This window comes from Lentzea sp. NBRC 102530, assembly GCF_030269365.1.
Taxonomy (GTDB): Bacteria; Actinomycetota; Actinomycetes; order Mycobacteriales; family Pseudonocardiaceae; genus Lentzea.
Genome location: NZ_BSTF01000005.1, coordinates 34,298 through 56,629 on the forward strand (window position 1 = coordinate 34,298; position 22,332 = coordinate 56,629).

Here is a 22,332-nt window from a genome sequence, read left to right on the forward strand (position 1 = left end):
ATTGGCGTCCATGCGGGGCGCGATGTTGATCTGTGGGACGACCTCGGACGCGGGCAAGAGCGTCCTGGTCGCCGGTCTGTGCCGCTTCCTGGCACGCCAGGGCGTCGACGTCGTGCCGTTCAAGGCGCAGAACATGTCGAACAACTCGTTCGTCACACTCGACGGCGGCGAGATCGGGCGTGCGCAGGCGTTGCAGGCGCGGGCGGCGTTCAAGGAGCCGAGCGTCCGGTTCAACCCGGTGCTGCTCAAGCCCGGCAGCGACCGCACGTCCCAGGTCGTGGTGCTCGGTCAGGCGGTCGGCACCGTGTCGGCGATGAGCTACCGGGAACGCAAGCAGGCGCTGCTCGAGACGGTCCTGTCCACTTTGGACGGGCTGCGGCGAGACCACGAGGTCGTGATCTGCGAGGGCGCGGGCTCCCCGGCCGAGATCAACCTGCGGCCCAACGACATCGCGAACATGGGCCTCGCGACGCGGGCGGACCTGCCGACGCTGGTCGTCGGCGACATCGACCGGGGCGGGGTGTTCGCGCACCTCTTCGGCACGGTCGCGGTGCTCGACGCGGCCGACCAGGCGTTGATCTCCGGCTTCGTCGTCAACAAGTTCCGCGGCGACGCAAGGCTGCTCGAACCGGGCCTCCGGCAGATCCGAGCCCTGACCGGACGGCCGGTGCTCGGTGTGCTGCCGTGGCGCGAGGAGCTGTGGCTCGACGCCGAGGACTCGTTGTCCTACAACGCGGACGGCGTCGTCGGCAGGCCGCAGCCGCCGGTGAAGGACTGGCTGCGGGTCGCGGTGGTCCGGTTGCCGCGCATCTCGAACGCCACCGACGTCGAGGCCCTCGCCTGCGAACCCGGTGTGTCCGTGCGGTTCGTGACGGAGCCGTCCCGCCTCGCCGACGCCGACGTGGTCGTGCTCCCCGGCTCGAAGGCGACCGTCGACGACCTCGCGTGGCTGCGCGAAACCGGCCTGGCGCAAGCGATCCAGCGCTTCGACGGCCCGGTCCTCGGCATCTGCGGTGGTTTCCAGATGCTGGCCAAGCGGATCGAAGACGACGTGGAGTCGAAGCACGGCACCGTCGAAGGTCTCGGCCTGCTCGACGTCGACATCCGCTTCCAGGACCGGAAAACCCTCGCCACCCCGTCCGGTGAGGCCTGGGGTGAGCCCGTCACCGGTTACGAGATCCACCACGGCCAGGTCGTCCGCAGCACCGAACGCCCGGTGATCGGCGACGAGGGCGCGCAGACCGACCGGGTCGTCGGCACGCACTGGCACGGTCTGCTGGAGAACGACGCGTTCCGCCGCAGGTTCGTCAGCTGGGCCGCGGCCGTGGCGGGCCGGGACTTCGAGCCCGCGCCGGACGTGAGCTTCCAGGCCGCCCGCGAGGCCCAGCTGGACCTGCTGGGCGACCTGGTCGCCGATCACCTGGACACCAGGGCCGTCATCGACCTGCTGGAACGAGGGGCTCCGGCAGGACTGCCGTTCGTGCCGCCCGGCGCCCCAGCAGCTGCGGAATAGCGAGCCCGGCCAGCACCAGCGCACCGGCCCCGAGCTGCACCGCGCTCATCTGCTCGCCGAGGATCGCCCAGGCCGAGAACATCCCGAACACCGGCACCAGCAACGAGAACGGCGCCACGACCGACGACTCGTACTGACGCAGCAGGAAGCCCCAGATGCCGAACCCGAGCAGCGTCGAGATCCACGCGACGTACCCGACGGCGGCCGCGCCGGAGAGGTCGAGGCGGCCGAGCGCGCTCATGTCCTCGGTCAACGCCGACAGCGCGAACAGCGGCACCACCGCCACGGCGCTCACCCACACCATGAACCGCAGCGTGTCGGTCGGCCTGGCGTAGCGCATCAGCACGTTCGACACGCCCCAGCAGGCCGCCGCGATGATCACCAGCGCGAAGCCGAGCAGCGGTGACGAGATCCCGTAGTCCCACGCGATCAGCCCGATGCCCGCGATCGCCAGCGCGATGCCGCCGACCTGCACGGACTTCGGCCGCTCGTGCAGCACGACCGCCGCGATCGCGGTCGTGAAGATCACCTGGCTCTGCAGCACCAGCGAACCCAGACCGGCGGGCATGCCGACCTTGAGGCCGACGAAGAGAAAGCTGAACTTGGCCACGCCGAGCACCAGCCCGACCGCGATGATCCAGCGCCACGGCACCGAAGGCCGGCCGACGAAGAAGATCGCGGGCACGGCGGCCGCGAGGAACCGCAGCGCGGAGAACAGGATCGGCGGGAACTCGTCGAGGCCGACCTTGAGCACCACGAAGTTGAAGCCCCAGATGGCGGCCACCAGCACAGCGAGCAGGACGTGACGTGGACTCATGCGGTCAAGCTTGCGCGTGCTAACTGTTTAGCACCAGTTCCGCTTTCTAAGGTGATGGGTTTAGCATCACTACATGCTCGATCTCGGCAGGCTGAAGGCACTGCACGCCATCGCGACCCACGGCACGGTCGGCGCCGCCGCCGAGGTGCTCGGCTACACGCCGTCCGCGGTCTCGCAGCAGATCGCCAAGCTCGAACGCGAGACCCGCACCACGCTGCTGGAACGCAACGGCAGGGGTGTCCGCCTCACCGACGCCGCCCGGCTGCTCGCCGAGACCGCGGACCAGGTGCTGAAGCTCGTCGAGGAGGCCGAGGTCGCGCTGGAGGAACAGCGCGGCGCCGCGATCGGCCGGCTCTGCATCGGCGCGTTCGCCACGGCCTCGCGCGGCCTGCTGCCCGAGGTCCTGGTGAGCCTCGGCGAGCAGCACCCGGCGCTGGACGTGCGGCTCACGGAGATCGACCCGCCCTACGCCACCGAGGCCGTCGCGCGCGGCGAGCTCGACCTGGCGATCGTGCACGACTGGGCCAACACGCCGTTGCCCGTGCCGGAGTCGCTGTCCCGCGAGTTCATCGGCGAGGACGTGGCCGAGGTGCTGGTGCCCGAGTCGAACCCGTTGTCGCGCAAGGAGTTCCTCGAACCGATCGACCTCGCCGGCGAGCGGTGGATCTGCCAGGTCGAGGGGTCGATCTGCTTCGACTGGCTGGAGCGGACGTTCCACGGCGCGGGCATCGAACCCGTGGTGGCGTACCGGATCAGCGAGTACCACACGCAGATGGCCTTGCTGGCCAAGGGAATCGGTGTCGCGCTGATCCCGCGGCTCGGCAGGGGAGAGGTGCCGGGCAACGTCCGGATCGTGCCGCTGCGGCCCACGCCGACCCGCCGGCTGTACGCGGTGTGGCGGACCCAGGCCTCGCGCAGGCCCGCCATCACCGCGACGCTGGACGTGATCAGGAAGCGCTGATCGGCGAGGCTAAGGAGCCACGATGACGTGCGGCTTCCTCGGTGCCATCACCTTCAGCACCGCCTTGGCCTCGCGGATCACCCCGGCCATGTCCTTCTTCGTGGTCTTCACGTAGGGCTCGATCGTGAGCGTCGCCGCGTCCTTGTTCTCCACGACGTTCCAGGTGCCGCGCAGGAACCCGTCCACGAGGAACGTCGGCGGGAACACGCCGTTGCGCACCGCGCCCCACCGCGACCGGGCGTCCTCGCTCATGATCCGCTGCCGGTCCGCGTGCCCGAGCAGCACGTTGTCGAACGCGGGCAGCAGCCGTGCGGGCGCCGGCACGTCCTCGGACACGATCAGGCCGTCCGGCACGTCCAGCAGCACCTTCCCGGCCTCGTTCCGGTATTCGACGAGGTCCAGGCCGGCCGCGTGCGCCTTGAGCCCGATGAGCCGCGACCACGCCTGCATGTCCGCGAGCGTCGCCGGCCCGAACGCCCGCAGGTACCGCTTGATCAGCTCGGGAACGGCCGCTTCCGAGGGCAGTTCGCGGCCGAGCCACGACGCCATCGCGACGTTCTGCGGCACGCCGCCCACGCCCCAGATCCCGCGCGGCGGCACCTGGATCATCGGCACCAGCATCTGCGCCTGCGTGGACATCTCGCGCGCCTTGGCCTCGGGGAAGTGCTCCTCGAGGTGTGCGCCGATCTCCGCGACCGTGCGCGGTTCGGCGTCGATGTACTCGCGGGTGATGCGCGCGAGTTTCTCCAGGTCGATCTCGACGCGGGTCGCGGGCGGCATCACGATCTTCGCCCACTTGTTCAGCTCCGGCTGCAACGCCGTGCGCATCAAGTACACGTCGTTGGCGGAGATGAGGTGCAGGGTGCCGCGCCACAACGTCATCCGCACCAGCGAGCGGTCGATGATGAGCTTGCTCAGCGCGTCGACCTTGTACGGCTTGAGCCGCGTCCAGAGGGCGAGGTACGGCGGGATGGGGGCCTGGGCCTGGAGGCCGCCGAGGTGCTCGACGGCGTCCACGATCGGCATGGACGTCCGCTCCAGCAGCAACTGCCGCGCGAGCAGCGTGCGGTTGAGGGTGCGGTTCGAGAGTGTTGTGCTCACAGCGATTTGAAGAACTTCCTGATGTCTTGGACCAGCAGGTCCGGCTCCTCCATCGCGGCGAAGTGACCGCCGCGGTCGAACTCGGTCCAGTGCACGATCGTCGGGATCATCTTCTCCGCGAGCGACCGCACCGGCAGGCTCAGGTCGTGCGGGAAGACCGCGACGCCGGTCGGCACCGTCGACGGCTGCTGGTTGCCCCAGTTCGCCGACTGCTCCTTGTACAGCGCCGCCGACGAGCCCGCCGTGCCGGTGAACCAGTAGATCGACACGTTGGTCAGCATCTGGTCGCGGTCCACCGCGTCCTCGGGTGCGCCCTCGTTGTCGGTCCAGTCGTGGAACTTCTCCGCGATCCACGCGAGCTGCCCGACGGGGCTGTCGGTGAGCGCGTAGGAGAGCGTGCGCGGCCGGCTGCGTTGCAGGTGCATGTAGCCGGAGAGTTCCTTCTGGTAGTGGTCGAGCGACTCCAGCGCGCGCAGCTCCTCGTCGCTCAGGTCGTTCACGCCCTGCGGCCGGAACGTCTGGAGCATGTTCACGTGCACACCGATGACCTGTTCCGGGAACACCCGGCCGATCTCCTGCGCGATGCCCGAACCCCAGTCGCCGCCCTGCGTGCCGTAGCGGTCGTAGCCGAGGCCCTCCATGAGCTTCGCGAACGCCCACGAGACGCGCAGGACGTTCCAGCCGGGCTTCTTCGTCGGGCCGGAGAAGCCGAAGCCGGGGATCGACGGGATCACGAGGTGGAAGTCCTCGGAGAGCGGCTCGATGACGTTGAGGAACTCGACGAACGAGCCCGGCCAGCCGTGGATCAGCAGCAACGGCGTGGCGTCCGGGTTCTGCGAGCGGACGTGCAGGAAGTGGATGCGCTGCCCGCTGATCTCCGTCGTGAACTGCGGGTAGGAGTTCAGCCGTTCTTCCTGCGCCCGCCAGTCGAACCCGTCTCGCCAGTACTCGGCCAACGGGCGCAGGTAGCTGCGCGGGATGCCGTAGGACCAGCCGACGCCCGGCAGGTCCTCCTCGGGCCACCGCGCGTTCGCGAGGCGGGCGCGCAGGTCCTCGACCTCGGCCTGCGGGATCTCGATGCGGAACGGCGTGATCTCCATGGCCCCCACGCTATGAGCTCGTGCGGACAGCCTTCGTCCGCGTTGTTCAGCAGAACTTCTCGATCAGCTCCTCGAAGAAACCGCCTGCCTCTATCGCCGCCTTCTCCTGGTCACCGTCGCGGACCGCGTGCAACAGCCCGGTGTGCGACACCTGGTCCTGACCAGGCTGGCTGGTGTCGACAGAGGCCGCCACCGAAGCTTTGACGGCCTCGGTCAAGCCCTGGTAGAGCTCCGCTAGGAGCGCGTTGTGCGAGCACTGGACGAGCAGCACGTGGAACGCCGTGTCGTGCTCGATCACCTCGGCCCACTGCTCGTTCTCCATGGCCGCGTCGCGCTTGGCCAGCACTTCGGTGAGGCGGGCGAGCTCGGCCTCGGTGCGGTGCTTGGCGGCCAGCCGGGCGCCCTCCATCTCGAGAGTGCGGCGCACCTGGAGGACCTCCTTGAGCTCCGTTCCGCACATGCGGCGGACCGCGCCGGAGAGTTCGCTGGTCGCGCGGACGAACGTGCCGTCGCCCTGCCGCACCTCCAGCAGTCCGGCGTGGGAGAGCGCGCGCACGGCCTCGCGGACCGTGTTCCTGCCCACCCCGAGCGCGGTGACCAGCTCGGGCTCGGGCGGGATGCGCTGCCCGACGGGCCATTCACCAGTCGTGATCGCGCCCCGCATCTGCTCGATCACCTGGTCGACCAGGCCCGCCCGTCGGGTAGTGGCCAACGGCACAGCGTCGTCCTTTCATCCGAACATCCTACGTCTGCGATAGTGAAGCGCGTGACGATGAAGCAGACGACTCTTGCCGCACAGACTGCCACCGATCCGGGTCGCAGGGTGACGGTCGTCCTGAATCGTCACGTTCCGCTGGTCGGGTCCGCGTTGCTCGCGATCGGGGTCGCCCTCGCTGCCGCGAATCTCCGTCCGGCGGTGACCAGTCTGGCCTCGGTGCTCGGTGATGTCCGCGCCGCCCTTGGGGTTTCGGCCGCATGGACCAGTGCGCTGACGGCCGTTCCGGTGCTTTGTTTCGGCTTCGCGGCGTTCGCCGCACCTTGGCTGGGTCGCCGCCTCGGCATGGCCCGCGCGATCGGACTTTCACTGGGGGTGCTCACGCTCGGCTTGGTGCTGCGCGTGATCGACGGTCCGTGGGTCGTGCTGGGCGGCACCTTCATCGCGTGTGCGGGCATCGCGGTGTCCAACGTGCTGATCCCGGTCGTGGTGAAGGCGTCGTTCCCTTCCCGCGTAGGGCTGATCACCGGTGTCTACACGGGCACCTTGTCCGCCGGCGCCGCGCTGGCGGCCGCGTTGACGCCTCGGCTGGAGGAGTGGACGGGGTCGTGGCGGCTCGCGGTCGGCGCCTGGGCGTTGCTGTCGCTCGGGGCTGTCGTCGTCTGGTTCGCCGGAGCCCGGCACGGATCTGCTGCCTCGGTGGTGCGGTCGGCCGCGCCTGCGGAGAAGCGCTCGTTGCTGCGCAGCCCGCTCGCGTGGGTGATCACCGTGTTCTTCGGCCTGCAGTCGCTGTTCGCCTACACCGTCATGGGCTGGTTGCCGGCGATGCTCGTCGACTCCGGCGTGGACCGGAACACCGCCGGGATGCTGCTCGCCGTCTCGATGCTGCTGAGCGTGCCGGTCAGCCTGCTCGTGCCGCCGATCGCCGCCCGGTTCTCCAGCCAGGGGCCGATGGTGCTGGTGCTGGGCGTGCTGTCGTTCGCGGGCATGCTGGGGATGCTCGTGGCGCCTGCCGCCGCTCCCGGGCTGTGGGTGGTGCTGATCGGGTTCGGGATGGGCATGTTCCCGCTCGCACTGTTGATCATGTCGCTGCGCACCAAGTCCACTTCGGACACCGCTCGGCTGTCGGCGATGGCGCAGAGCCTCGGGTACCTGATCGCGGCCTCCGGACCGTTCGCGTTCGGGGTGCTGCGGGAGGCCACCGGGACGTGGACGGTGTCGTTGACGGTGCAGCTGGTGCTGCTGGCGGCGCTGACCGTGCTGGGTGTCGTCGCCGGGCGTCCGCGGTACATCTAGTCAGGAATCGAGAAGCAGGGCGTTCTCGCTGGTCCTAGCGTTGTCGGCATGGACATCACGATTCACGCCACGTTCCTGCCGCACACCGATCCCGACGCCTCGCTGGCGTTCTACCGCGACCTGCTCGGCTGGGAGGTCCGCGCGGACGTCGGCAAGGGCGCCATGCGGTGGATCACGGTCGCGCCCGCCGGTGCCGTGTCGTCCGTCGTGCTGGAACCACCGGCGATGGCGGACGGGTTGACGGACGCTCAGCGCACCGTGATCTCCGAGATGATCTCGAACGGCTCGTACGCGTTCATCAACCTGGCTTGTCCGGACGTCGACAAGGCGTTCGACGAACTCCAGGCCGGGGGCGCGGACGTCGTGCAGGAGCCGACCGACCAGCCGTGGGGTGTGCGGGACTGCGTGTTCCGCGACCCGGCCGGCAACACGGTCCGGATCCAGCAGGCCTAGTTCGACGCGAAACCGCGGTGCAGGACGGTCAGCTGGTCGGCGAGGTAGCGGGCCCAGGCCTTGGCGCGGTCCCAGTCGGGGGCCGCACCGCCGAAGCTGATCGGCCCGCTCGCACCCAGTCTGCGGATCATGCGCGTGACGTCGTGCGGCACCGGCGGCGTGCCGCGGTGGAACAGCCACAGGGGCGTGCTCTTGAGCGGAACCTTGTGCCGCTTGACGAACCGCTGCGCGTCGCGGGCGGCCGCGTCGCCCATGACCACGGCACCGAACCCGTCGAGCGTCTGGGCGGCGGCGATGGAGAGCACGGTGACTCTCAAGCCGCAGCCCGCGAGTTCGGTGCCGATGATCTGGGCGATCTCGTCCGTGGCGGCGATCTGCGAGGTGTAGGCGACGAGGACTCTGTCTGTCATCGCTGCATCGTGGTCGGTTCTTCGGACTTTGTGCAGCGGCGGAAGTCCCTGTCGTTCCAGGCCTTCAGTCCAGCGGCAGGGCCAGCAGCGCGTTCTCGACCAGTTCCGGCATCGCCGGGTGGATCCAGTACTGCCCGCGCGCCATGGTCTTCGCGTCCAGGCCGAAGCTCATCGCCTGGATCAACGGCTGGATCACCGTCGACGCCTGCGGCCCGATGATGTGCGCCCCCAGGAGCTGACCGGTGGCAGGGTCGGCGAGTAGCTTCGCGAACCCGGTGGTGTCCTCCATGGCCCAGCCGTACGCGATGGACGCGTAGGCCTGGCTCGCGGTGACGTACCGGATGCCCTTCTCCTTGGCCTGCTCCTCGGTGAGCCCGACGCTCGCGATCTGCGGGTTCGAGAACACGGCGGCCGGCACGAACCGGTGGTCGGACTTGACCAGGTCGTCCGGGTGCTCCAGGTTGTGCCGCACGACCTTGGCCTCGTGGTTGGCGACGTGCTTGAGCTGGTACTCGGAGCTGATGTCGCCCAGCGCGAAGATGTGCGGCCGGCTCGTGCGCTGGAACTCGTCCACCTTGATGCGGCCGTCCGCGTGGGTGTCGAGACCGGCGTTGTCGACGTGGAGCAGGTCGGTGTTCGGCTGCCTGCCGACCGCGATCAGGAGCTGGTGCGCCTCAACGGTTTCCTCGCCGTTCGGGCCTTCGAGGTGGAGCTTGACCCCGGTCTCGGTCTTCTCGGCGCGCGTCGTCTTGCGGTTGAGCAGGACGTTCCACTTGTTCTTCGCGATCTCGGTGAAGCGCTCGGCGATGTCGAGGTCCTCGTGGCGCAGCAACAGGTTCGAGCGCGCGATCATCGTGACCTCGACGCCGAAGCTGCTGAAGACGTGCGCGAACTCCGAGGCGATGAACCCGCTGCCGACGATGATCAGGCTCTCCGGGAGCTCGTCCAGGCGCATGATCGTGTCGCTGGTGTGGAAGCCCGTGGTGTCCAGGTCCGCGATGTCCGGGACGGTGGGGCGGCTGCCGGCGGCGATGACGACCCGGTCCGCGGTGATCGTCTCACCGGTGCCCGTGTCGATGGTGTGGGCGTCGACGAAGTGGGCGGTGCCCTCGAAGACCGTGACGTTCGCGTTCTCGTTGGCGCGCCAGTTGCGGCCGCCTTCGGCGATCGGGTCGATCCGGTTGAAGATCCGGTCCCTGATCTCCGGCCAGTGGACCGCGTCCGTGTGGGCGTCCACGCCCAGCTTCTCGGCGTTGGCCGGGGCTGCGGCCTGGTCCGCGGTGTGGACGAACATCTTGGTGGGGATGCAGCCCACGTTCAGGCACGTGCCGCCGAAGGTGCCCTTTTCCAGGATGGCGATCTGCCAGCCTGCCATGGCTTCCGTCGGGATGCTGTTGCCGGAGCCGGTGCCGATGATGACCAGGTCGAAGTGCCTCACGTGTGGATCCAACCATTTCGGGGGTGGCTGTGTTCCGTGGCGGGGATTACGTGGGGCTTACGGGGGCTGGGGTCGGTTGGCGGTCGGCTTTCGTCGGCGGTGGGGTCCCACCACAAGCCGAGCCGAGAGCAAGAGCTGTGGCGCGACTCGTGACCAGGACCCCACCGCCGGGACCGCTCGTTCGGGAGGCGTGAGTACGGCTCGCGTGCCTCAGTGCTGGTAGGTCGGGGTGATGATCGCCCGCGCCAGCGTGTGGAAGGCCAGGTTGAAGCTCACCACCGCGGCCGAGGCGTTCTCGTCCACGTCCAGCTTCTCCACGTCCACCGCGTGCACCACGAAGAAGTAGCGGTGTGGCTGGTCGCCCTTGGGCGGGGCCGCGCCGCCGAACGCTCGGGTGCTGTAGTCGGAGCGGACGTGGAAGGCGTCACCCGGAAGTGTGTCATCGGAGGCGCCTGCTCCGGTGTCCAATTGGGTGGTGGTGACCGGGAGGTTGACGGCCACCCAGTGCCAGAAGCCCGAGGGGGTGGGGGCGTCGGGGTCGTAGCAGGTGACGGTGAAGCTGCGGGTTTCCGCCGGGAAGCCGGACCAGGAGAGCTGGGGTGAGGTGTTGCCGCCTTCGAAGACCTGGGCGTCGGGGAGCTGTTCGCCGTCACGCACGTCCGTCGAGGTGACGGTGAAGGTGCCCACCTCGGGGAGCAGCAGGTAGGGATCGGGTGCGACTGGGCGCTCAAGGCTCATGGAGTCCTCCTCTTGTGATCAGTTCGACCCTATCCCCGTGCAACCACCGGGGGCCGCGCGACGTCCTCCGGGGGGAGGGGGAATTGTGATGTCCAGGTTGCGGCTTTTTGCTGCCTTTTTGCTGGTTGCCGGGGTGGTGTCGTGTGCGGACGCGCCTGGCGCGCAGAGTGGTTCGCCGGTGTTGACCACGTCGAACCCGCCGGTCACGACCACGACGCGGGAGCGGCCAAAGCGCATGTTCGAGCCGCCCTACACGTACGGGACGGTGCAGGCGAAGGCGCCCGCGATCGTCGACGGGATGGTGCCCGTCGTGACGCGAATCGAGACGGACAAGCCGTACGTGTTCATCACGATCGACGACGGTGCCGTGCAGCACCCGAAGGCCCGTGAGCTGATGATGGAGGCCGGGGTGTGGCCTTCGGTGTTCCTCAACACGAAGTACGCCGAGGGGCACAAGGACTACTTCAAGCAGTTGCCGGTGACGGTGCACAGCCACACGAGCAACCACCCGAACCTGCAGGGCAAGGGGTTCGAGTTCCAGAAGAACGAGATCTGCGGCAACGCGGACTTCCTGGCGGGGGACTACGGGAAGCGGCCGACGTTGTTCCGGCCGCCGTTCGGGAACTACGACGCGACGACCCGGCACGCCGCGGCCAGTTGCGGGTTCAAGGCACTGGTCAACTGGACCGCCGCCGTCAACGACGGGCGGGTGCAGTTCCAGCAGGGGGACAAGCTCACCAAGGGCGACATCGTGCTGATGCACTTCCGGACGACGTTCGTCGAGGACTTCACGGCGTTCCTCAACCGGGCGAAGCAGGACGGGCTGACGCCGGTGCCGCTGGAGGACTTCCTGGGGTGAGGCAACCGGAGGGCGGGGGTTCCGCGTGCTGTGGGCGGGCGCCTTCTGGGCAAGAGGGGGAGAGATGAAGCGAGTTGCAGCAGCAGTGCTCGTCGTCGCGGGGATGGCGGCGGGTGCCGGACCGGCGGTGGCGGCCGAGGGGAACGAGCTGACGGCCGTCCGGACCGGACAGCACGCCACGTTCGACCGGGTCGTGTTCGAGTTCGACGGGCCGCGGCCGAGCGTCACGCACGGGCGGACCTCGCAGCTGGTCCACTGCGCGTCCGGCAAGGACGTCGACGCCAAGGGCGACGAGTTCGTCGAGGTCACGATGCAGCCGGCCAACGCGCACGACTACACCGGGCCGCGCAGGTTCGACACGCCTGGGCTCAAGAAGGTCCGCAGCGTCTCGAACACGTGCGACTTCGAGGCGCACCTGAGCTTCGGGATCGGCTACGAGGCCACGGGACGGGCGTACTCGGTCTCGTTCCTGGACAACCCGAGCCGCGTGGTCATCGACTTCGACAACAGCTGACAGGGGAGACGCGTGAAGAAGCGACTGGGTGCGGTGCTGCTCGCGGTGGCCGCGGTGTTCACGGCGGTGCCGGTGGCGTCGGCGAGCGGGCACGCGGAGCTGACGAACATCCGGACCGGCAAGCACGAGAACTTCGAGCGGATCGTGCTCGACCTGAACGGCCTGCCGGGCAACTCGCTGTCGCGGGAGACCGGCGAGGTCTCGAACTGCGGGTCCGGCAACCCCGTTCCGGTGGGCGGCAACGAGATCCTGGAGACGATGTTCTTCGGCGCGGCCTCGTACGACGAGAACTTCAACCCGACGTACCCGGGACCGCGCAACTTCGTGCCGCAGGGGCTCACCAACGTCAAGGGCGTCGCGATCACGTGTGACTTCGAGGCGACGCTCGGCATCGCGGTCGGGTACGACGACGCGAACTCGTGGCACAAGGTGTTCACGCTGACCAACCCGGACCGGGTCGTCATCGACATCTACTCGTACTAGCGAAGCAACTGTGGTTCAGGTCACACGTCTTCCAGGTGTCGCAAGAGCCCTGAGAGGGGGCCGAAGATGAACAGACGTCTTGTCGCTCTGCTCGTGGCGGTGCTGGCCGTGTTCACGGTGGCGCCGGTGGCGTCGGCGCAGGGCACGCCCACGCTGTCGAACATCCGGACCGGGCAGCACAACGGCTTCAGCCGCGTGGTGCTCGACCTGTCCGGACTGCCGACCGAGCACCGGGTCAGCGAGGTCACCAGCGTGTCGCACTGCGCGTCGGGGAACCCGATCGCCATCGCGGCCCCTGGGGTGAACGAGATCCTGTCGGTCACGTTGATCGGTGCGGCCGCGCACGACGACAACGGGAACCTGACGTACACGGGGTCGCAGAACTTCGCGACGCCCGGCTTGAGCCACGTCCGGGGAGTCGCGCTCACGTGCGACTTCGAGGCCACGCTCGGGGTCGCGGTCGGCTACAGCAATCCCTACTCGTGGCACCGGGTCTTCACGCTGACGAACCCGAACCGGCTCGTCATCGACGTGGGCCTGTAAACGAAAAGCCTCGTGGGGGCAGCAGTCGCCGCTACTGCCCCCACGAGGGGTCTGGATCAGGAAACCGTTACGCCGCAACGGTCGCGACGGTCTCCTTCGAGAGTGCGTGCTCCAGCACCTGGGCCACGTCCGAGACGAAGTGCACCGTCAGCTGCTCACGCACCGACTCCGGCACGTCGTCCAGGTCCGGCTCGTTGCGCTGGGGCAGCAACACGGTCGTGATGCCCGCACGGTGAGCGGCCAGCAGCTTCTGCTTCACGCCACCGATAGGCAGGACCCGGCCGGTCAGCGCGATCTCGCCCGTCATCGCCACGTCGGAACGCACCGGGCGGCCCGAGAGCAGCGACGCCAGCGCCGTCGTCATCGTGACGCCCGCCGACGGTCCGTCCTTCGGCACCGCGCCTGCCGGGACGTGGATGTGCACGCCCCGATCGGCCAGCGCCGCGGCCTTCTCGTCGTGCGACCGCAGGTAGGACAACGCGATCTGCGCGGACTCCTTCATCACGTCGCCGAGCTGGCCGGTGAGCGTGACGCCGGTCGAGCCGGTGTCCTTCGGGGCCAGCGAAGCCTCGATGAACAGCACGTCGCCACCGACGCCCGTGACGGCCAGGCCCGTTGCCACACCGGGGACCGACGTGCGTTCCGCCGACTCCGGGGTGTTCTTCGGGCTGCCGAGGTAGCCCTTCAGCGACGGCTGGTCGACCACGACGGGCAGTTCCGACTCGCCCAGCGCCACCTTCGCGGTCACCTTGCGCAAGACGCGCGACAGGGCCCGTTCCAGTTGGCGCACACCGGCTTCCCGGGTGTACTCGCTCGCGAGCTGGTGCAGCGCGGGCTGGTCGAACGTGACGTCCTCAGGGGTGAGGCCGGCGCGGTCGAGCTGGCGCGGCAGCAGGTGGTCGGACGCGATCGTGACCTTCTCGTCCTCGGTGTAGCCGTCGAGTTGGACGAGCTCCATGCGGTCGAGCAACGGCGCCGGGATCGACTCCAGGACGTTCGCGGTCGCGAGGAACACGACGTCCGAGAGGTCGAGCTCGACCTCCAGGTAGTGGTCGCGGAACGTGTGGTTCTGCGCCGGGTCCAGCACCTCGAGCAACGCCGCCGTCGGGTCGCCGCGGTAGTCGGAGCCGACCTTGTCGATCTCGTCGAGCAGCACGACCGGGTTCATCGAACCGGCCTCGCTGATCGCGCGGACGATCCGGCCCGGCAACGCGCCGACGTACGTGCGGCGGTGACCGCGGATCTCGGCCTCGTCGCGCACGCCGCCCAGGGCGACACGGACGAACTTGCGGCCCATCGCGCGGGCCACGGACTCGCCGAGCGACGTCTTGCCGACGCCGGGAGGGCCCGTCAGCGCGAGCACGGCGCCGGAACGACGTCCGCCCACCACGCCCATGCCGCGGTCGGCACGACGCTTGCGCACGGCCAGGTACTCCGTGATGCGCTGCTTCACGTCGTCCAGGCCAGCGTGGTCGGCGTCGAGGACCTCGCGCGCCGCCTTGATGTCGTAGGAGTCCTCGGTCCGGGAGTTCCACGGCATCTCGAGGACGGTGTCGAGCCACGTCCGGATCCAGCCCACCTCGGGCGACTGCTCGGAGGTGCGCTCCAGCTTGTCGACCTCGGCGAGAGCGGCCTTCGCGACCTTCTCCGGCAGGTCCGCCGCCTCGACTCGGGCGCGGTAGTCCTCCTGCTCGGTCGCGGGCTTGCCGTCGAGCTCGGCCAGCTCCTTGCGGATCGCGGCCATCTGCTGGCGCAGCAGGAACTCCCGCTGCTGCTTCTCGACGCCTTCCTTGACGTCCTTCGCGATCGTCTCGTTGACGTCGAGCTCGGTCAGGTGCGCCTGGCCCCACTCGACCAGCTTCTCCAGCCGGGTGGTGACGTCGGACGTCTCCAGCAGCCAGATCTTCTGCTGGTCGTCGAGGTACGGGGCGTAGCCCGCGAGGTCCGCGAGCGCGGACGGGTCGGTGATCTGCTGCACCGAGTCGACCATCTGCCACGCACCCCGCGTCTGCAGGATGTTCGTGACGATCGCGCGGTACTCACGAGCAAGCTCGCGGGTCCGGTCGGTGATCACGGAGTCGTCCGCGACGGTCGCGTTCACCCACAGCGCCGCGCCCGGCCCCGTGGTGCCCGTGCCGATGCGCACGCGCTTGGTGCCGCGCACGACGGCGGCGCGTTCGCCACCGGGCAGGCGGCCCACCTGCTCGATCTCGGCCAGGGTGCCCACTGCCGCGTACTTCCCGTCCAGCCGTGGGACGAGGAGCACTTGATGATTTGCTGCGGTCGTGGCGGCGTCCACCGCCGCGCGGGCCTCGGAGCTCGCTTCCGCACCGGAGATGCGGATCGGCACCACCATGCCGGGCAGCACCACGACGTCGTCCAGCGGCAGTACCGGCAGGGCCAGCGTTTCGCCCATCTCGTCATCCTCCAAAGTTGAGTCTGTACCGCTCAACCAACTGGAGTCTGCCGGTGTTCCCCCTGGGGTGTTCGCTCTCAGCGAGCAGTGGCTTTCAGGCGCCTGACCAGCGCGATCTCGCCGGTGACGCGGGCGAGCGCGGTGCTCGTGGGGCACGACGACAGCACGCCCACGGGCCTGCGCCGCAGGTCGAGACGGTCGCCGCCGGGAAATTTCACCGAGCACCGGTTGGCCGCCGCGACGAACGGCAGCAGCGTCTCTCCCGCTTCGACCGTACGCCCGCTCAGCACGACCGCGCGGGACGTCCGGCGGGCGGGAGCGACCGGGATCGGGGTGTCGAACCGCAGCAGCTCCTCGACGGCGTCCTTCGCGAGTTCGGGGGAGTTCCGCAGCAGCGTCGCCTGATCGGGGTGGTCTTGGAGGGCGTGCAAGGCGTTGGAGAGGAACGCCTGGGTGGTCGCGAGGGCCGTCGCGGCGAACTCCTCCACGCCGTGCGCGAGCGTGAACGCCTCGGCCGCCGCGGCCCCGACGGACCGCGCGAACGTGGCGTCGTCGGCGTCGAGCACCTCGAGCGCGCTCAGCGTGATCACCGGCCGGGCGAGCTTCACGGCGTGCGCGATGGTCCGTCTGGGTAGCGGTTCCGGGGCACCGGACTCCAGGTCGAGCACTGTGAGTACGTCGTCGTAACGGGTGATGCACCAGCCACCGATATCGGCGTCGAAGTGCACCGGCGAGCGTTCCCTGAGATGGCGGAACCTCGCGTGGCGTTCAGCGGTGCTGGAGTGCATGGTTCCTAGCACGTGTCCGGAACCGATCCGGTTCGGATGTGTGGCGGTGGACACCCGTGCGGCGACAACGGAGGATGCGGGCGTGAAGGAAGAGCTGAAGTGGGTCCCGTCGACCGTCGACGTCACGCGCCCGAGCGTCGCGCGGATGTACGACTACTACCTGGGCGGCTCGCACAACTTCGAAGCCGACCGCGCCGCGGCCAAGCAGGTGGAGCAGATCTTCCCCGGCGTCGCCCAGAGCGCGCAGGCGAACCGCTCGTTCCTGCGCCGGGTCGTCCGCCACCTGCTGACGCAGGGCGTGGGCCAGTTCCTCGACCTCGGTTCGGGCATCCCGACCGTGGGCAACGTCCACGAGATCGCCCAGCACGACGACCCGAACGCCCGCGTGGTCTACGTCGACTTCGAACCGGTCGCGGTCTCCCACAGCAACGCGCTGCTGGCCGACAACCCCAACGCGTCCGCGCTGCTGGCCGACCTGCGCGCCACCAAGACGGTGCTCGCCGGCGCCCGCGAGATCCTCGACTTCAGCCGCCCGGTCGGCGTGCTGATCATCGCCGCGCTGCACTTCATCCAGGACACCGACAGCCCGTACGAGGCCGTCGCCGAGTACATGAACGCACTGCCCTCCGGTTCGCACCTCGCGATCACGCACGCCACCTGGGACACGTTGAACGACGAGGAACGCGCGGAGGCCGAGCAGATCGCCAAGATCTACAGCAGCTCCGACAACCAGCTCAAGATGCGCACGCACGCCGAGGTCACCAAGTTCTTCGACGGCATGGAGGTGCTGGAGCCGGGCGTCGTCGCGGTCAACGACTGGCGCCCGGACTCCTTCGACGACGCCCACGTGGGCATCTACGGCGCCGTCGCCCGCAAGCCCTGAAGCAGCCTGTCCCTGATCTCGTTGGTCTCGCGGTCGGTGAGGGTGCGCTCCGGCGCCCTCATCGTCACGCGGATGAGCACGTTCTTCTGACCCGGCAACGCGTTCAGCCGCTCGCGGACGTGGCCGGGCAGTTGCTCGGTCCTCGTCTCGCCGAGGATCTCGATCTCCTCGACGACGTCCTCGGGCACGAGCGCGCGGATGCGGTCGCCGAGGGTTTCGACGTCGTCGTGCTCGTCGGCCATGATCGAGACGTCCCTGATCGCGGCCGGGTGCTTCGAGATCGGCCGGTACGGGGCCAGGTCCAGCATCTGGACCGCGATCCGCGGGTCCTCGTTGCGCAGCAGGCGGATGTCCGGGATCTCCTTGCGCAGCATGAGGATCCGGTCCAGGCCGAGGCCCATGGCGAGGCCGTGCGGGTGGTGCTTGAGGACGTGCCGCGCGGCCCGCCCGCACTCACCGATCTCCACCCGTTCGCCGTCGTGCTCCACGTCGATCTGCTTGCCGTGCGTGGTGTACGGGTGTTCGGCGTCGACCGTGCGATAACGCTTGCCGGGCAACAGAGTCGTGACGACCCGGTGGATGAGCTCGTCGAGCGGTTCCTCTTCGGTGCTGACTCGCCAGACGTCGAGCTGGTGCGGGGTGCCGGTGTGCAGGCGGTCGACGGTGTCGCGGCGGTAGACGACGCCGGGGCAGACCAGCGTGACGTCCGGGGTGGCGTGCCTGAGCGCGGGCGGGATCATCGCCGAGGTGTGGCTGCGCAGCATGCACGTCTCGCTGACGTACCTGGTGTAGCGGGCATCCCTGGTGACGGCGTCCGCCGGGTAGCCGAGGAGTTCGTAGTTGTGCTCCACGGGAACCACCGGGTGGTGGCGGACGATCAGCGGGTTGTGCAGGACGTTCGTCAGGTCGTCGACGAGGAGTTGGAGCGCGTGCGGGCCCTGCGCGGGATCGGTGAGGTCGCGGACGTTCAGGGCGTGCAGGAGTTCTTCGGTGCGGTACACGAGGATTCCCGTTCTGGTCGGTGTGGGGTGCGGAGTCCCCCGACCGACGGGAATTTCAGGCGCGCGCCACCCACGCAGGTCGGGGGTGGCCAAATCGCGTCACGGGACCAGGCTAGCGCGGCTACTCGGGCGGTGTCAGCCGCAAATCCGGGTCCACCGGGGGCACGCCGTCGAACGGCCCGTCGTCCTGCAGCCGTCCGACGTGGTCGAGCGCCACCTCGATGTCGGCGCGGAACGGGTCGCCGTCGGCCGGCGGCGTGCGGAACCAGTCGTGCAGCTCGGCCGGGATCCGGAACCGCGCGAGCAGGTCCTCGTACAGGGCGTCGCGGCCGGCGGCCTGCGCGCCCAGCTCCTGGTACTCGCGCAACGCCATGCGCAGCCGGATCCAGCGGTAGCGGTCGGTGTTCTGCTGCTGCTCGAACCGTTCGCGCAGCAGGTCGCCCGCCTTCTGGCCGCGCAACGCCAGTCGCTTGATCGTCTCGGGCGGCATGAACAGGTTCGAGCCGCCCTCGTCGTCGGACTGGCGGACGTGCGCGATGCGGCCCCGGTAGCCGGGGAGCGCCGACTGCATGGTGTCGCGCCAGTCGAGGAACGTGTTCAGGATGGACACCAGGAAGCGCGGCATCGAGTTCAGGGCCGCGTAGTGCGTGCCCGAGGTCGAGGCGTCCTGTTCCGGCAGCCACACCTCGTCGGTGTCGCCCGCGGGGTAGGGCTGCAGGCTCAGGCCGAACGTGGGCCAGCGCGGCAGCAGCGCGTCGAAGAAGTGGATCGGGAAGTTGCTGGTGATGCCGCCGTCGGAGAACCAGTGCACGCGGCCGTCGCGGCACAGCGGCACGGCGGCGATCAGGCCGGGGAACGACAGCGACATCCGCACCGCGAGCACGACCGGCAGCCGGTCGCGATCGGGCAACGCGCGCAACGGCATGCCCTCGTGCAGCGGGCACTTCTCCGCCTCTGGTGCCCCGTTCAGCTGCTCGACGACCCTGGACGGCAGCACGTAGCCGAGGCACTCCTCGCAGTACTGCCACTTCTCCTTGAACGGCAACCGGTACGGCCGGCCCTCGGACAGGTCGGTCGTCATCAGCACGAGGTTGATGTCCCCGAGGTCGCCGAACGTCACCGCCTCGTCGGTGCCCGCGAGGTCGTCGAGCTGGTCGGCGATCCAGTCGGCCAGCGGCGGCACCCCGGTCGAGGCCGGCACGCCCGCCCTCCGGTCGAGCCACGACGGCCGGTAGTCGCCGGTGCCGGGCACGAGTCCGAAGTGGATGGACCGCGCGTTGTCCTTGAGGAACCGCTGCATCGCGTACCCGTACGTGACGATCAGCGCGCTCACCGCCGCCAGCGTCAGCACCAGCCACACCAGCACGACGATCGCCGCCGTCGCGTGGTGCCGGGAGAACGCCAGCCCGAGCACCAACGGCACGAGCGCGAACACCGCCGCGGGCCAGGGCAGGCTCGACCGCAACGGCCACACCACGATCACCAGGCACGCCAGCGCGACCACGCCCACCACCACGGCGAGCCAGCCGGGGTAGACCGACGGCGCGAGCCACGCCGAGTACAGCACCGGCCCGCCGAGCCACAGCAACGCCATCAGCCCGAGCACGGCCTTCGCCCGCAACCCGACCGCGCCCAGCAACGCGAAGAACAGGCACGTGATCGCACTGCGCCCGGTCGTCTCGCGCTTCTGCATGGACGCCACCACGATCCGGTACAGCGCGCGCGTCTTCTCGGCGGGCTGGAACAGCTGCGCCATCCGCCACCGCTCCGCACCGGAACCCGAGGTGAACCAGTCGATCAGCCCGGCGAGCTTGTCGAACCCGCCCCTGTCGCGCCCGCGTTCGGCCGCCGCCGTGAAGCCCGCGGCGATCGCCCCGGCGGACGCGCCGCCGATCTGCTTGAACTCGTAGTGGCGGGCGAGCGAGGCGACCGCGAGCGGGTAGACGACACCACTGGTCGTGCCGCCCCGCATGGTCAGGTCGCAGTAGCGGTCGTACTCCATGCGCTGATGATCGCGCGATCGGACGCATTAGTCAGCGAAGTTCACTCGCCTGCCACAGATTGCCGATAGAGGAGCTCGTAGAGATGGGCGCCCTTGATGAGGACCGAGGCCTCCACGGGACGCTCGTTGTCGCTGTAGACGACGCGAAGTTGCCGCATCACGGGTGTGCCGTCGGGAAGATCGAGAGCCTCGGCCTCTTCCACGGTCGGCGGGCGGGCCGAGATGCGGTCGACGAAAGTACGTTGCGGATAGCCGAGTTCGGCGAGCGCTTCGGGAGCACCACCACGGATCTTGGCCGTTTTGGCCAGTCTGCTGCCGACGGCGATGTCGGCGGGGTAGTACGACGCCGAGAGCTCCACGGGCTGGTCGTCGTGGAAGAGGACTCTGGTGCGGACGACGGCGGTCGCGCCGGGGACGAGCCGCAGTCCGGCGGCGACATCCGCGGGCGGTGCGGCGGTGGTGACGTCGAGCAGTTGGTACCGGTACCGGTCAGGTTCCGGCGCGATGTACGCGGCAGCGTCGACCACGAGAGGCTGCCGGTCGCGCACGTACACGCCTTTGCCGACGCGACTGTCCAGGAACCCCTCGTCCTTCAACGACTTCAGCGCGTGCTGGATGGTCGCGTTCGCCGCGCTGTACCGCGCGACGAGTTGCGAGGTCGACGGCAGCTGGGCGCCGGGCGCCAGGTCGCCGCGCATGATGAGGTCGCGCAGATCTGCCGCGATCTGCTGATGGCGGGGGCGGAGATCACGTGCGCGGGGCAAACCGGCTCCTCGTGGGGAACGTCGTCACAGCGATCAGGTTGTCAGCTCGTAACGCAGCCGCCGCCCGTCCGCCGTCATCGTCATCGTGCTGGCCTCGACGGGCAGATCCTTCTCCGTGAACAGGGTGCGTGCGAGCAGCAACACGCAGGACCGGGCGTCCAAGTGCAGCACGGCTCGTTCGTGTGGATCGGCCAAGCGCGCACTGACGTCCTCGCGAACGTGGCGAGGCGGGTAGCCGAGATCGGCCAGGAGCGCGACCGCGCCGCCGGGGATCTTCCGTGCTTCCGCAAGGCGAGTGCCCCGCGCGATGGTCGCGGGGTAGTAGGAATCCGTGATCTCGACGGGATGGTCGTCGAAGAGCATGACCCGGCGCCGGACGATCACCTGCTCGTCCGGCGTCAGGCCGAGCATGCGGGCGACGGAGGCCGGGGCGGGAATCGCGTCCACGCTGACCAGCTTCTGAGTGCCGACACCGCCGTGCGCGGAGGCTTCGGCTCCCCAGGCGTCACCGTGTCGGCCGGAGACGTAGGGCATCGACACACTCGTCCACGGTCCGGCGTGCGCCATCGCTTGCCCCTTCCATGCCGGTGATGGTCCCGGTCATGAACCTTAGTCATAAAGCAGCAAGGTGCCAGAGCAGCATTGCTGCCTTTCGGATATTGCAGTAAGGTTTGGGCGGAGGAGAGGAGCCGAGCGTGCCGATGAGGATCTCGACCGTACGTGGCCGCGAGTTCGGTGCCGAGTTGAGGAGGGTGCTTGCCGCTGCTGGTCTGACCTCGCGTCAGGCAGCCGGGATCCTGGAATGGGACGAGGCCAAGGTCTCGAACCTCGCGAACGGCAAAGGCGGTGCCAGCCAGCTCGAAGTCGCTCTGTTGCTCGGCGTCTGCGGTGTGAAATCCGACGAAGTCGCACGCCTGCTCTCGCTCTACTGTGAGAAGAACCAGCAGGGATGGTGGCGGCAGCACGGAGCACGCTCGTCTGCCGGGCTTCGCACGGTCGTAGAGCACCTGAAGGTGGCCAAGACGATGACGTGTTGGCACACGCACATGGTGCCCCACTTCCTGCAGACAGCCCGCTACATGCGGGAGGTGCTGAGTGCCTCGTCTCCTGCCTCATCGCATGAACTCGATCAGCGAGCAGACACACAACTGGCGATGCAAGCGTTCATCCAGCAAGGGACGAAGTGCACTTTCGTCATCCACGAGTTGGCGTTGCGGCTGCCGGTCGGTGGTCCGCAAGTGCATGCGGAGCAGTTGCTGAGTCTGATGTCCTCGGCGAACCGGCCGAACGTCGAGATCCGAATCTTGCCCGCCGAGTGCGGCGCACATGCCGGGATGGCAGGACCCTTCACGCGGCTGACGTTCGACAAGTACAAGCCACTGGTGTGGGTGGAAACCGAGAACTCCAGCCTCTTCGCCGAGACGGACGATGCGATCAGGGACTACGAGAGAGTCGTTGACGCACTCGAGGAAAATTCATTGGACGGGGACACATCCAGGCAACTCGTAGTTGCTTTGTACGACGCGCTTTGAGGATC

Annotated in this window: 23 protein-coding genes; 10 read left to right on the forward strand and 13 right to left on the reverse strand. The window is 68.8% G+C overall.

Translation table 11 applies throughout. The features are described from left to right. Positions 1 to 10 precede the first annotated feature (10 nt). A complete protein-coding gene (locus QSK25_RS14455; RefSeq protein WP_285639371.1) occupies positions 11 to 1,513 on the forward strand; it encodes a cobyric acid synthase in 1,503 nt (500 codons plus the stop codon). Here the strand turns inward: QSK25_RS14455 and QSK25_RS14460 are convergent. Continuing rightward, the gene (locus QSK25_RS14460) at positions 1,437 to 2,330 is read right to left on the reverse strand and encodes an EamA family transporter (RefSeq protein WP_285638745.1); all 894 of its coding nucleotides are present in this window, start codon (positions 2,328 to 2,330) and stop codon (positions 1,437 to 1,439) included. The two genes, QSK25_RS14455 and QSK25_RS14460, sit on opposite strands and share 77 nt — an antisense overlap. A gap of 73 nt (positions 2,331 to 2,403) precedes the next feature. Here QSK25_RS14460 and QSK25_RS14465 point away from each other — a divergent pair, with 73 nt between their 5' ends. Then, positions 2,404 to 3,291 (forward strand): LysR family transcriptional regulator, encoded by an 888-nt coding sequence (locus QSK25_RS14465; protein ID WP_285638746.1) that lies wholly within the window; start codon positions 2,404 to 2,406, stop codon positions 3,289 to 3,291. A 9-nt stretch (positions 3,292 to 3,300) separates the two neighbouring features. Here the strand turns inward: QSK25_RS14465 and QSK25_RS14470 are convergent, their stop codons facing one another. Genes QSK25_RS14470 through QSK25_RS14480 form a run of 3 tightly spaced genes read right to left on the reverse strand, consistent with a single transcriptional unit; the run spans position 3,301 to position 6,210 of the window. After that, entirely contained in the window at positions 3,301 to 4,392 is a 1,092-nt protein-coding gene (locus QSK25_RS14470) for a winged helix DNA-binding domain-containing protein (RefSeq protein WP_285638747.1), read from the reverse strand. Then, positions 4,389 to 5,492, reverse strand: a complete 1,104-nt coding sequence (locus QSK25_RS14475) for an epoxide hydrolase family protein (RefSeq protein WP_285638748.1) — start codon at positions 5,490 to 5,492, stop codon at positions 4,389 to 4,391. The genes QSK25_RS14470 and QSK25_RS14475 overlap by 4 nt, the downstream gene beginning before the upstream one ends. A 46-nt stretch (positions 5,493 to 5,538) precedes the next feature. Then, a complete protein-coding gene (locus tag QSK25_RS14480; protein ID WP_285638749.1) occupies positions 5,539 to 6,210 on the reverse strand; it encodes a FadR/GntR family transcriptional regulator in 672 nt (223 codons plus the stop codon). Positions 6,211 to 6,315: 105 nt separating this feature from the next. Here QSK25_RS14480 and QSK25_RS14485 point away from each other — a divergent pair, with 105 nt between their 5' ends. Both QSK25_RS14485 and QSK25_RS14490 read left to right on the forward strand, forming a co-directional pair. Then, positions 6,316 to 7,503, forward strand: coding sequence for a CynX/NimT family MFS transporter (locus tag QSK25_RS14485; protein WP_285638750.1), 1,188 nt, complete (start codon positions 6,316 to 6,318; stop codon positions 7,501 to 7,503). 48 nt (positions 7,504 to 7,551) lie between these two features. Beyond that, positions 7,552 to 7,956, forward strand: coding sequence for a VOC family protein (locus QSK25_RS14490; protein WP_285638751.1), 405 nt, complete (start codon positions 7,552 to 7,554; stop codon positions 7,954 to 7,956). On the opposite strand, the gene QSK25_RS14495 is transcribed toward QSK25_RS14490, so the two are convergent. The 3 genes from QSK25_RS14495 to QSK25_RS14505 all read right to left on the reverse strand — a co-directional run bounded on the left by QSK25_RS14495 (position 7,953) and on the right by QSK25_RS14505 (position 10,542). Continuing rightward, positions 7,953 to 8,366: an NADPH-dependent FMN reductase family protein gene (locus QSK25_RS14495; RefSeq protein WP_285638752.1), complete on the reverse strand. Its 414-nt coding sequence runs from the start codon at positions 8,364 to 8,366 to the stop codon at positions 7,953 to 7,955. The genes QSK25_RS14490 and QSK25_RS14495 overlap by 4 nt on opposite strands. A gap of 64 nt (positions 8,367 to 8,430) precedes the next feature. Continuing rightward, positions 8,431 to 9,804, reverse strand: coding sequence for a mycothione reductase (locus QSK25_RS14500; protein WP_285638753.1), 1,374 nt, complete (start codon positions 9,802 to 9,804; stop codon positions 8,431 to 8,433). Between the two features lie 210 nt (positions 9,805 to 10,014). Beyond that, positions 10,015 to 10,542, reverse strand: a complete 528-nt coding sequence (locus QSK25_RS14505; protein WP_285638754.1) for a YbhB/YbcL family Raf kinase inhibitor-like protein — start codon at positions 10,540 to 10,542, stop codon at positions 10,015 to 10,017. 178 nt (positions 10,543 to 10,720) lie between these two features. Here QSK25_RS14505 and QSK25_RS14510 point away from each other — a divergent pair, with 178 nt between their 5' ends. The 4 genes from QSK25_RS14510 to QSK25_RS14525 all read left to right on the forward strand — a co-directional run bounded on the left by QSK25_RS14510 (position 10,721) and on the right by QSK25_RS14525 (position 12,941). Next, positions 10,721 to 11,401, forward strand: a complete 681-nt coding sequence (locus tag QSK25_RS14510) for a polysaccharide deacetylase family protein (RefSeq protein ID WP_352235854.1) — start codon at positions 10,721 to 10,723, stop codon at positions 11,399 to 11,401. Between the two features lie 64 nt (positions 11,402 to 11,465). Next, entirely contained in the window at positions 11,466 to 11,915 is a 450-nt protein-coding gene (locus tag QSK25_RS14515) for an AMIN-like domain-containing (lipo)protein (protein WP_285638755.1), read from the forward strand. A 12-nt stretch (positions 11,916 to 11,927) separates the two neighbouring features. Beyond that, positions 11,928 to 12,398 carry an AMIN-like domain-containing (lipo)protein gene (locus QSK25_RS14520; RefSeq protein ID WP_285638756.1) on the forward strand — a complete coding sequence of 157 codons (471 nt, stop codon included), beginning with the start codon at positions 11,928 to 11,930 and terminating at the stop codon, positions 12,396 to 12,398. Positions 12,399 to 12,464: 66 nt separating this feature from the next. Then, positions 12,465 to 12,941, forward strand: coding sequence for an AMIN-like domain-containing (lipo)protein (locus tag QSK25_RS14525; RefSeq protein WP_285638757.1), 477 nt, complete (start codon positions 12,465 to 12,467; stop codon positions 12,939 to 12,941). Positions 12,942 to 13,008: 67 nt separating this feature from the next. Here QSK25_RS14525 and lon read toward each other — a convergent pair whose 3' ends face one another. Together lon and QSK25_RS14535 are read right to left on the reverse strand one after the other, a co-directional pair. Further along, positions 13,009 to 15,357 carry an endopeptidase La gene (gene lon / locus QSK25_RS14530; protein WP_285638758.1) on the reverse strand — a complete coding sequence of 783 codons (2,349 nt, stop codon included), beginning with the start codon at positions 15,355 to 15,357 and terminating at the stop codon, positions 13,009 to 13,011. 77 nt (positions 15,358 to 15,434) lie between these two features. Then, complete coding sequence (locus tag QSK25_RS14535) at positions 15,435 to 16,145, reverse strand: cytochrome P450 family protein (protein WP_285638759.1); 711 nt, start codon at positions 16,143 to 16,145, stop codon at positions 15,435 to 15,437. A gap of 82 nt (positions 16,146 to 16,227) precedes the next feature. Between QSK25_RS14535 and QSK25_RS14540 the strand changes: the two genes are divergently transcribed. Then, positions 16,228 to 17,028, forward strand: a complete 801-nt coding sequence (locus QSK25_RS14540; RefSeq protein WP_285638760.1) for an SAM-dependent methyltransferase — start codon at positions 16,228 to 16,230, stop codon at positions 17,026 to 17,028. Here QSK25_RS14540 and srmL read toward each other — a convergent pair. From srmL to QSK25_RS14560, 4 genes are all read right to left on the reverse strand, one after another. After that, positions 17,001 to 18,029: a PheS-related mystery ligase SrmL gene (gene srmL, locus QSK25_RS14545; RefSeq protein ID WP_285638761.1), complete on the reverse strand. Its 1,029-nt coding sequence runs from the start codon at positions 18,027 to 18,029 to the stop codon at positions 17,001 to 17,003. The genes QSK25_RS14540 and srmL overlap by 28 nt on opposite strands. 121 nt (positions 18,030 to 18,150) lie before the next feature. Then, positions 18,151 to 20,031, reverse strand: coding sequence for a patatin-like phospholipase domain-containing protein (locus tag QSK25_RS14550; protein ID WP_285638762.1), 1,881 nt, complete (start codon positions 20,029 to 20,031; stop codon positions 18,151 to 18,153). Positions 20,032 to 20,072: 41 nt separating this feature from the next. Continuing rightward, complete coding sequence (locus QSK25_RS14555; protein ID WP_285638763.1) at positions 20,073 to 20,795, reverse strand: GntR family transcriptional regulator; 723 nt, start codon at positions 20,793 to 20,795, stop codon at positions 20,073 to 20,075. A gap of 33 nt (positions 20,796 to 20,828) precedes the next feature. Further along, complete coding sequence (locus QSK25_RS14560; RefSeq protein ID WP_285638764.1) at positions 20,829 to 21,362, reverse strand: GntR family transcriptional regulator; 534 nt, start codon at positions 21,360 to 21,362, stop codon at positions 20,829 to 20,831. A gap of 134 nt (positions 21,363 to 21,496) precedes the next feature. On the opposite strand from QSK25_RS14560, the gene QSK25_RS14565 reads away from it, so the two are divergent. Further along, a complete protein-coding gene (locus QSK25_RS14565) occupies positions 21,497 to 22,327 on the forward strand; it encodes a helix-turn-helix domain-containing protein (protein WP_285639373.1) in 831 nt (276 codons plus the stop codon). Positions 22,328 to 22,332: the final 5 nt, after the last annotated feature.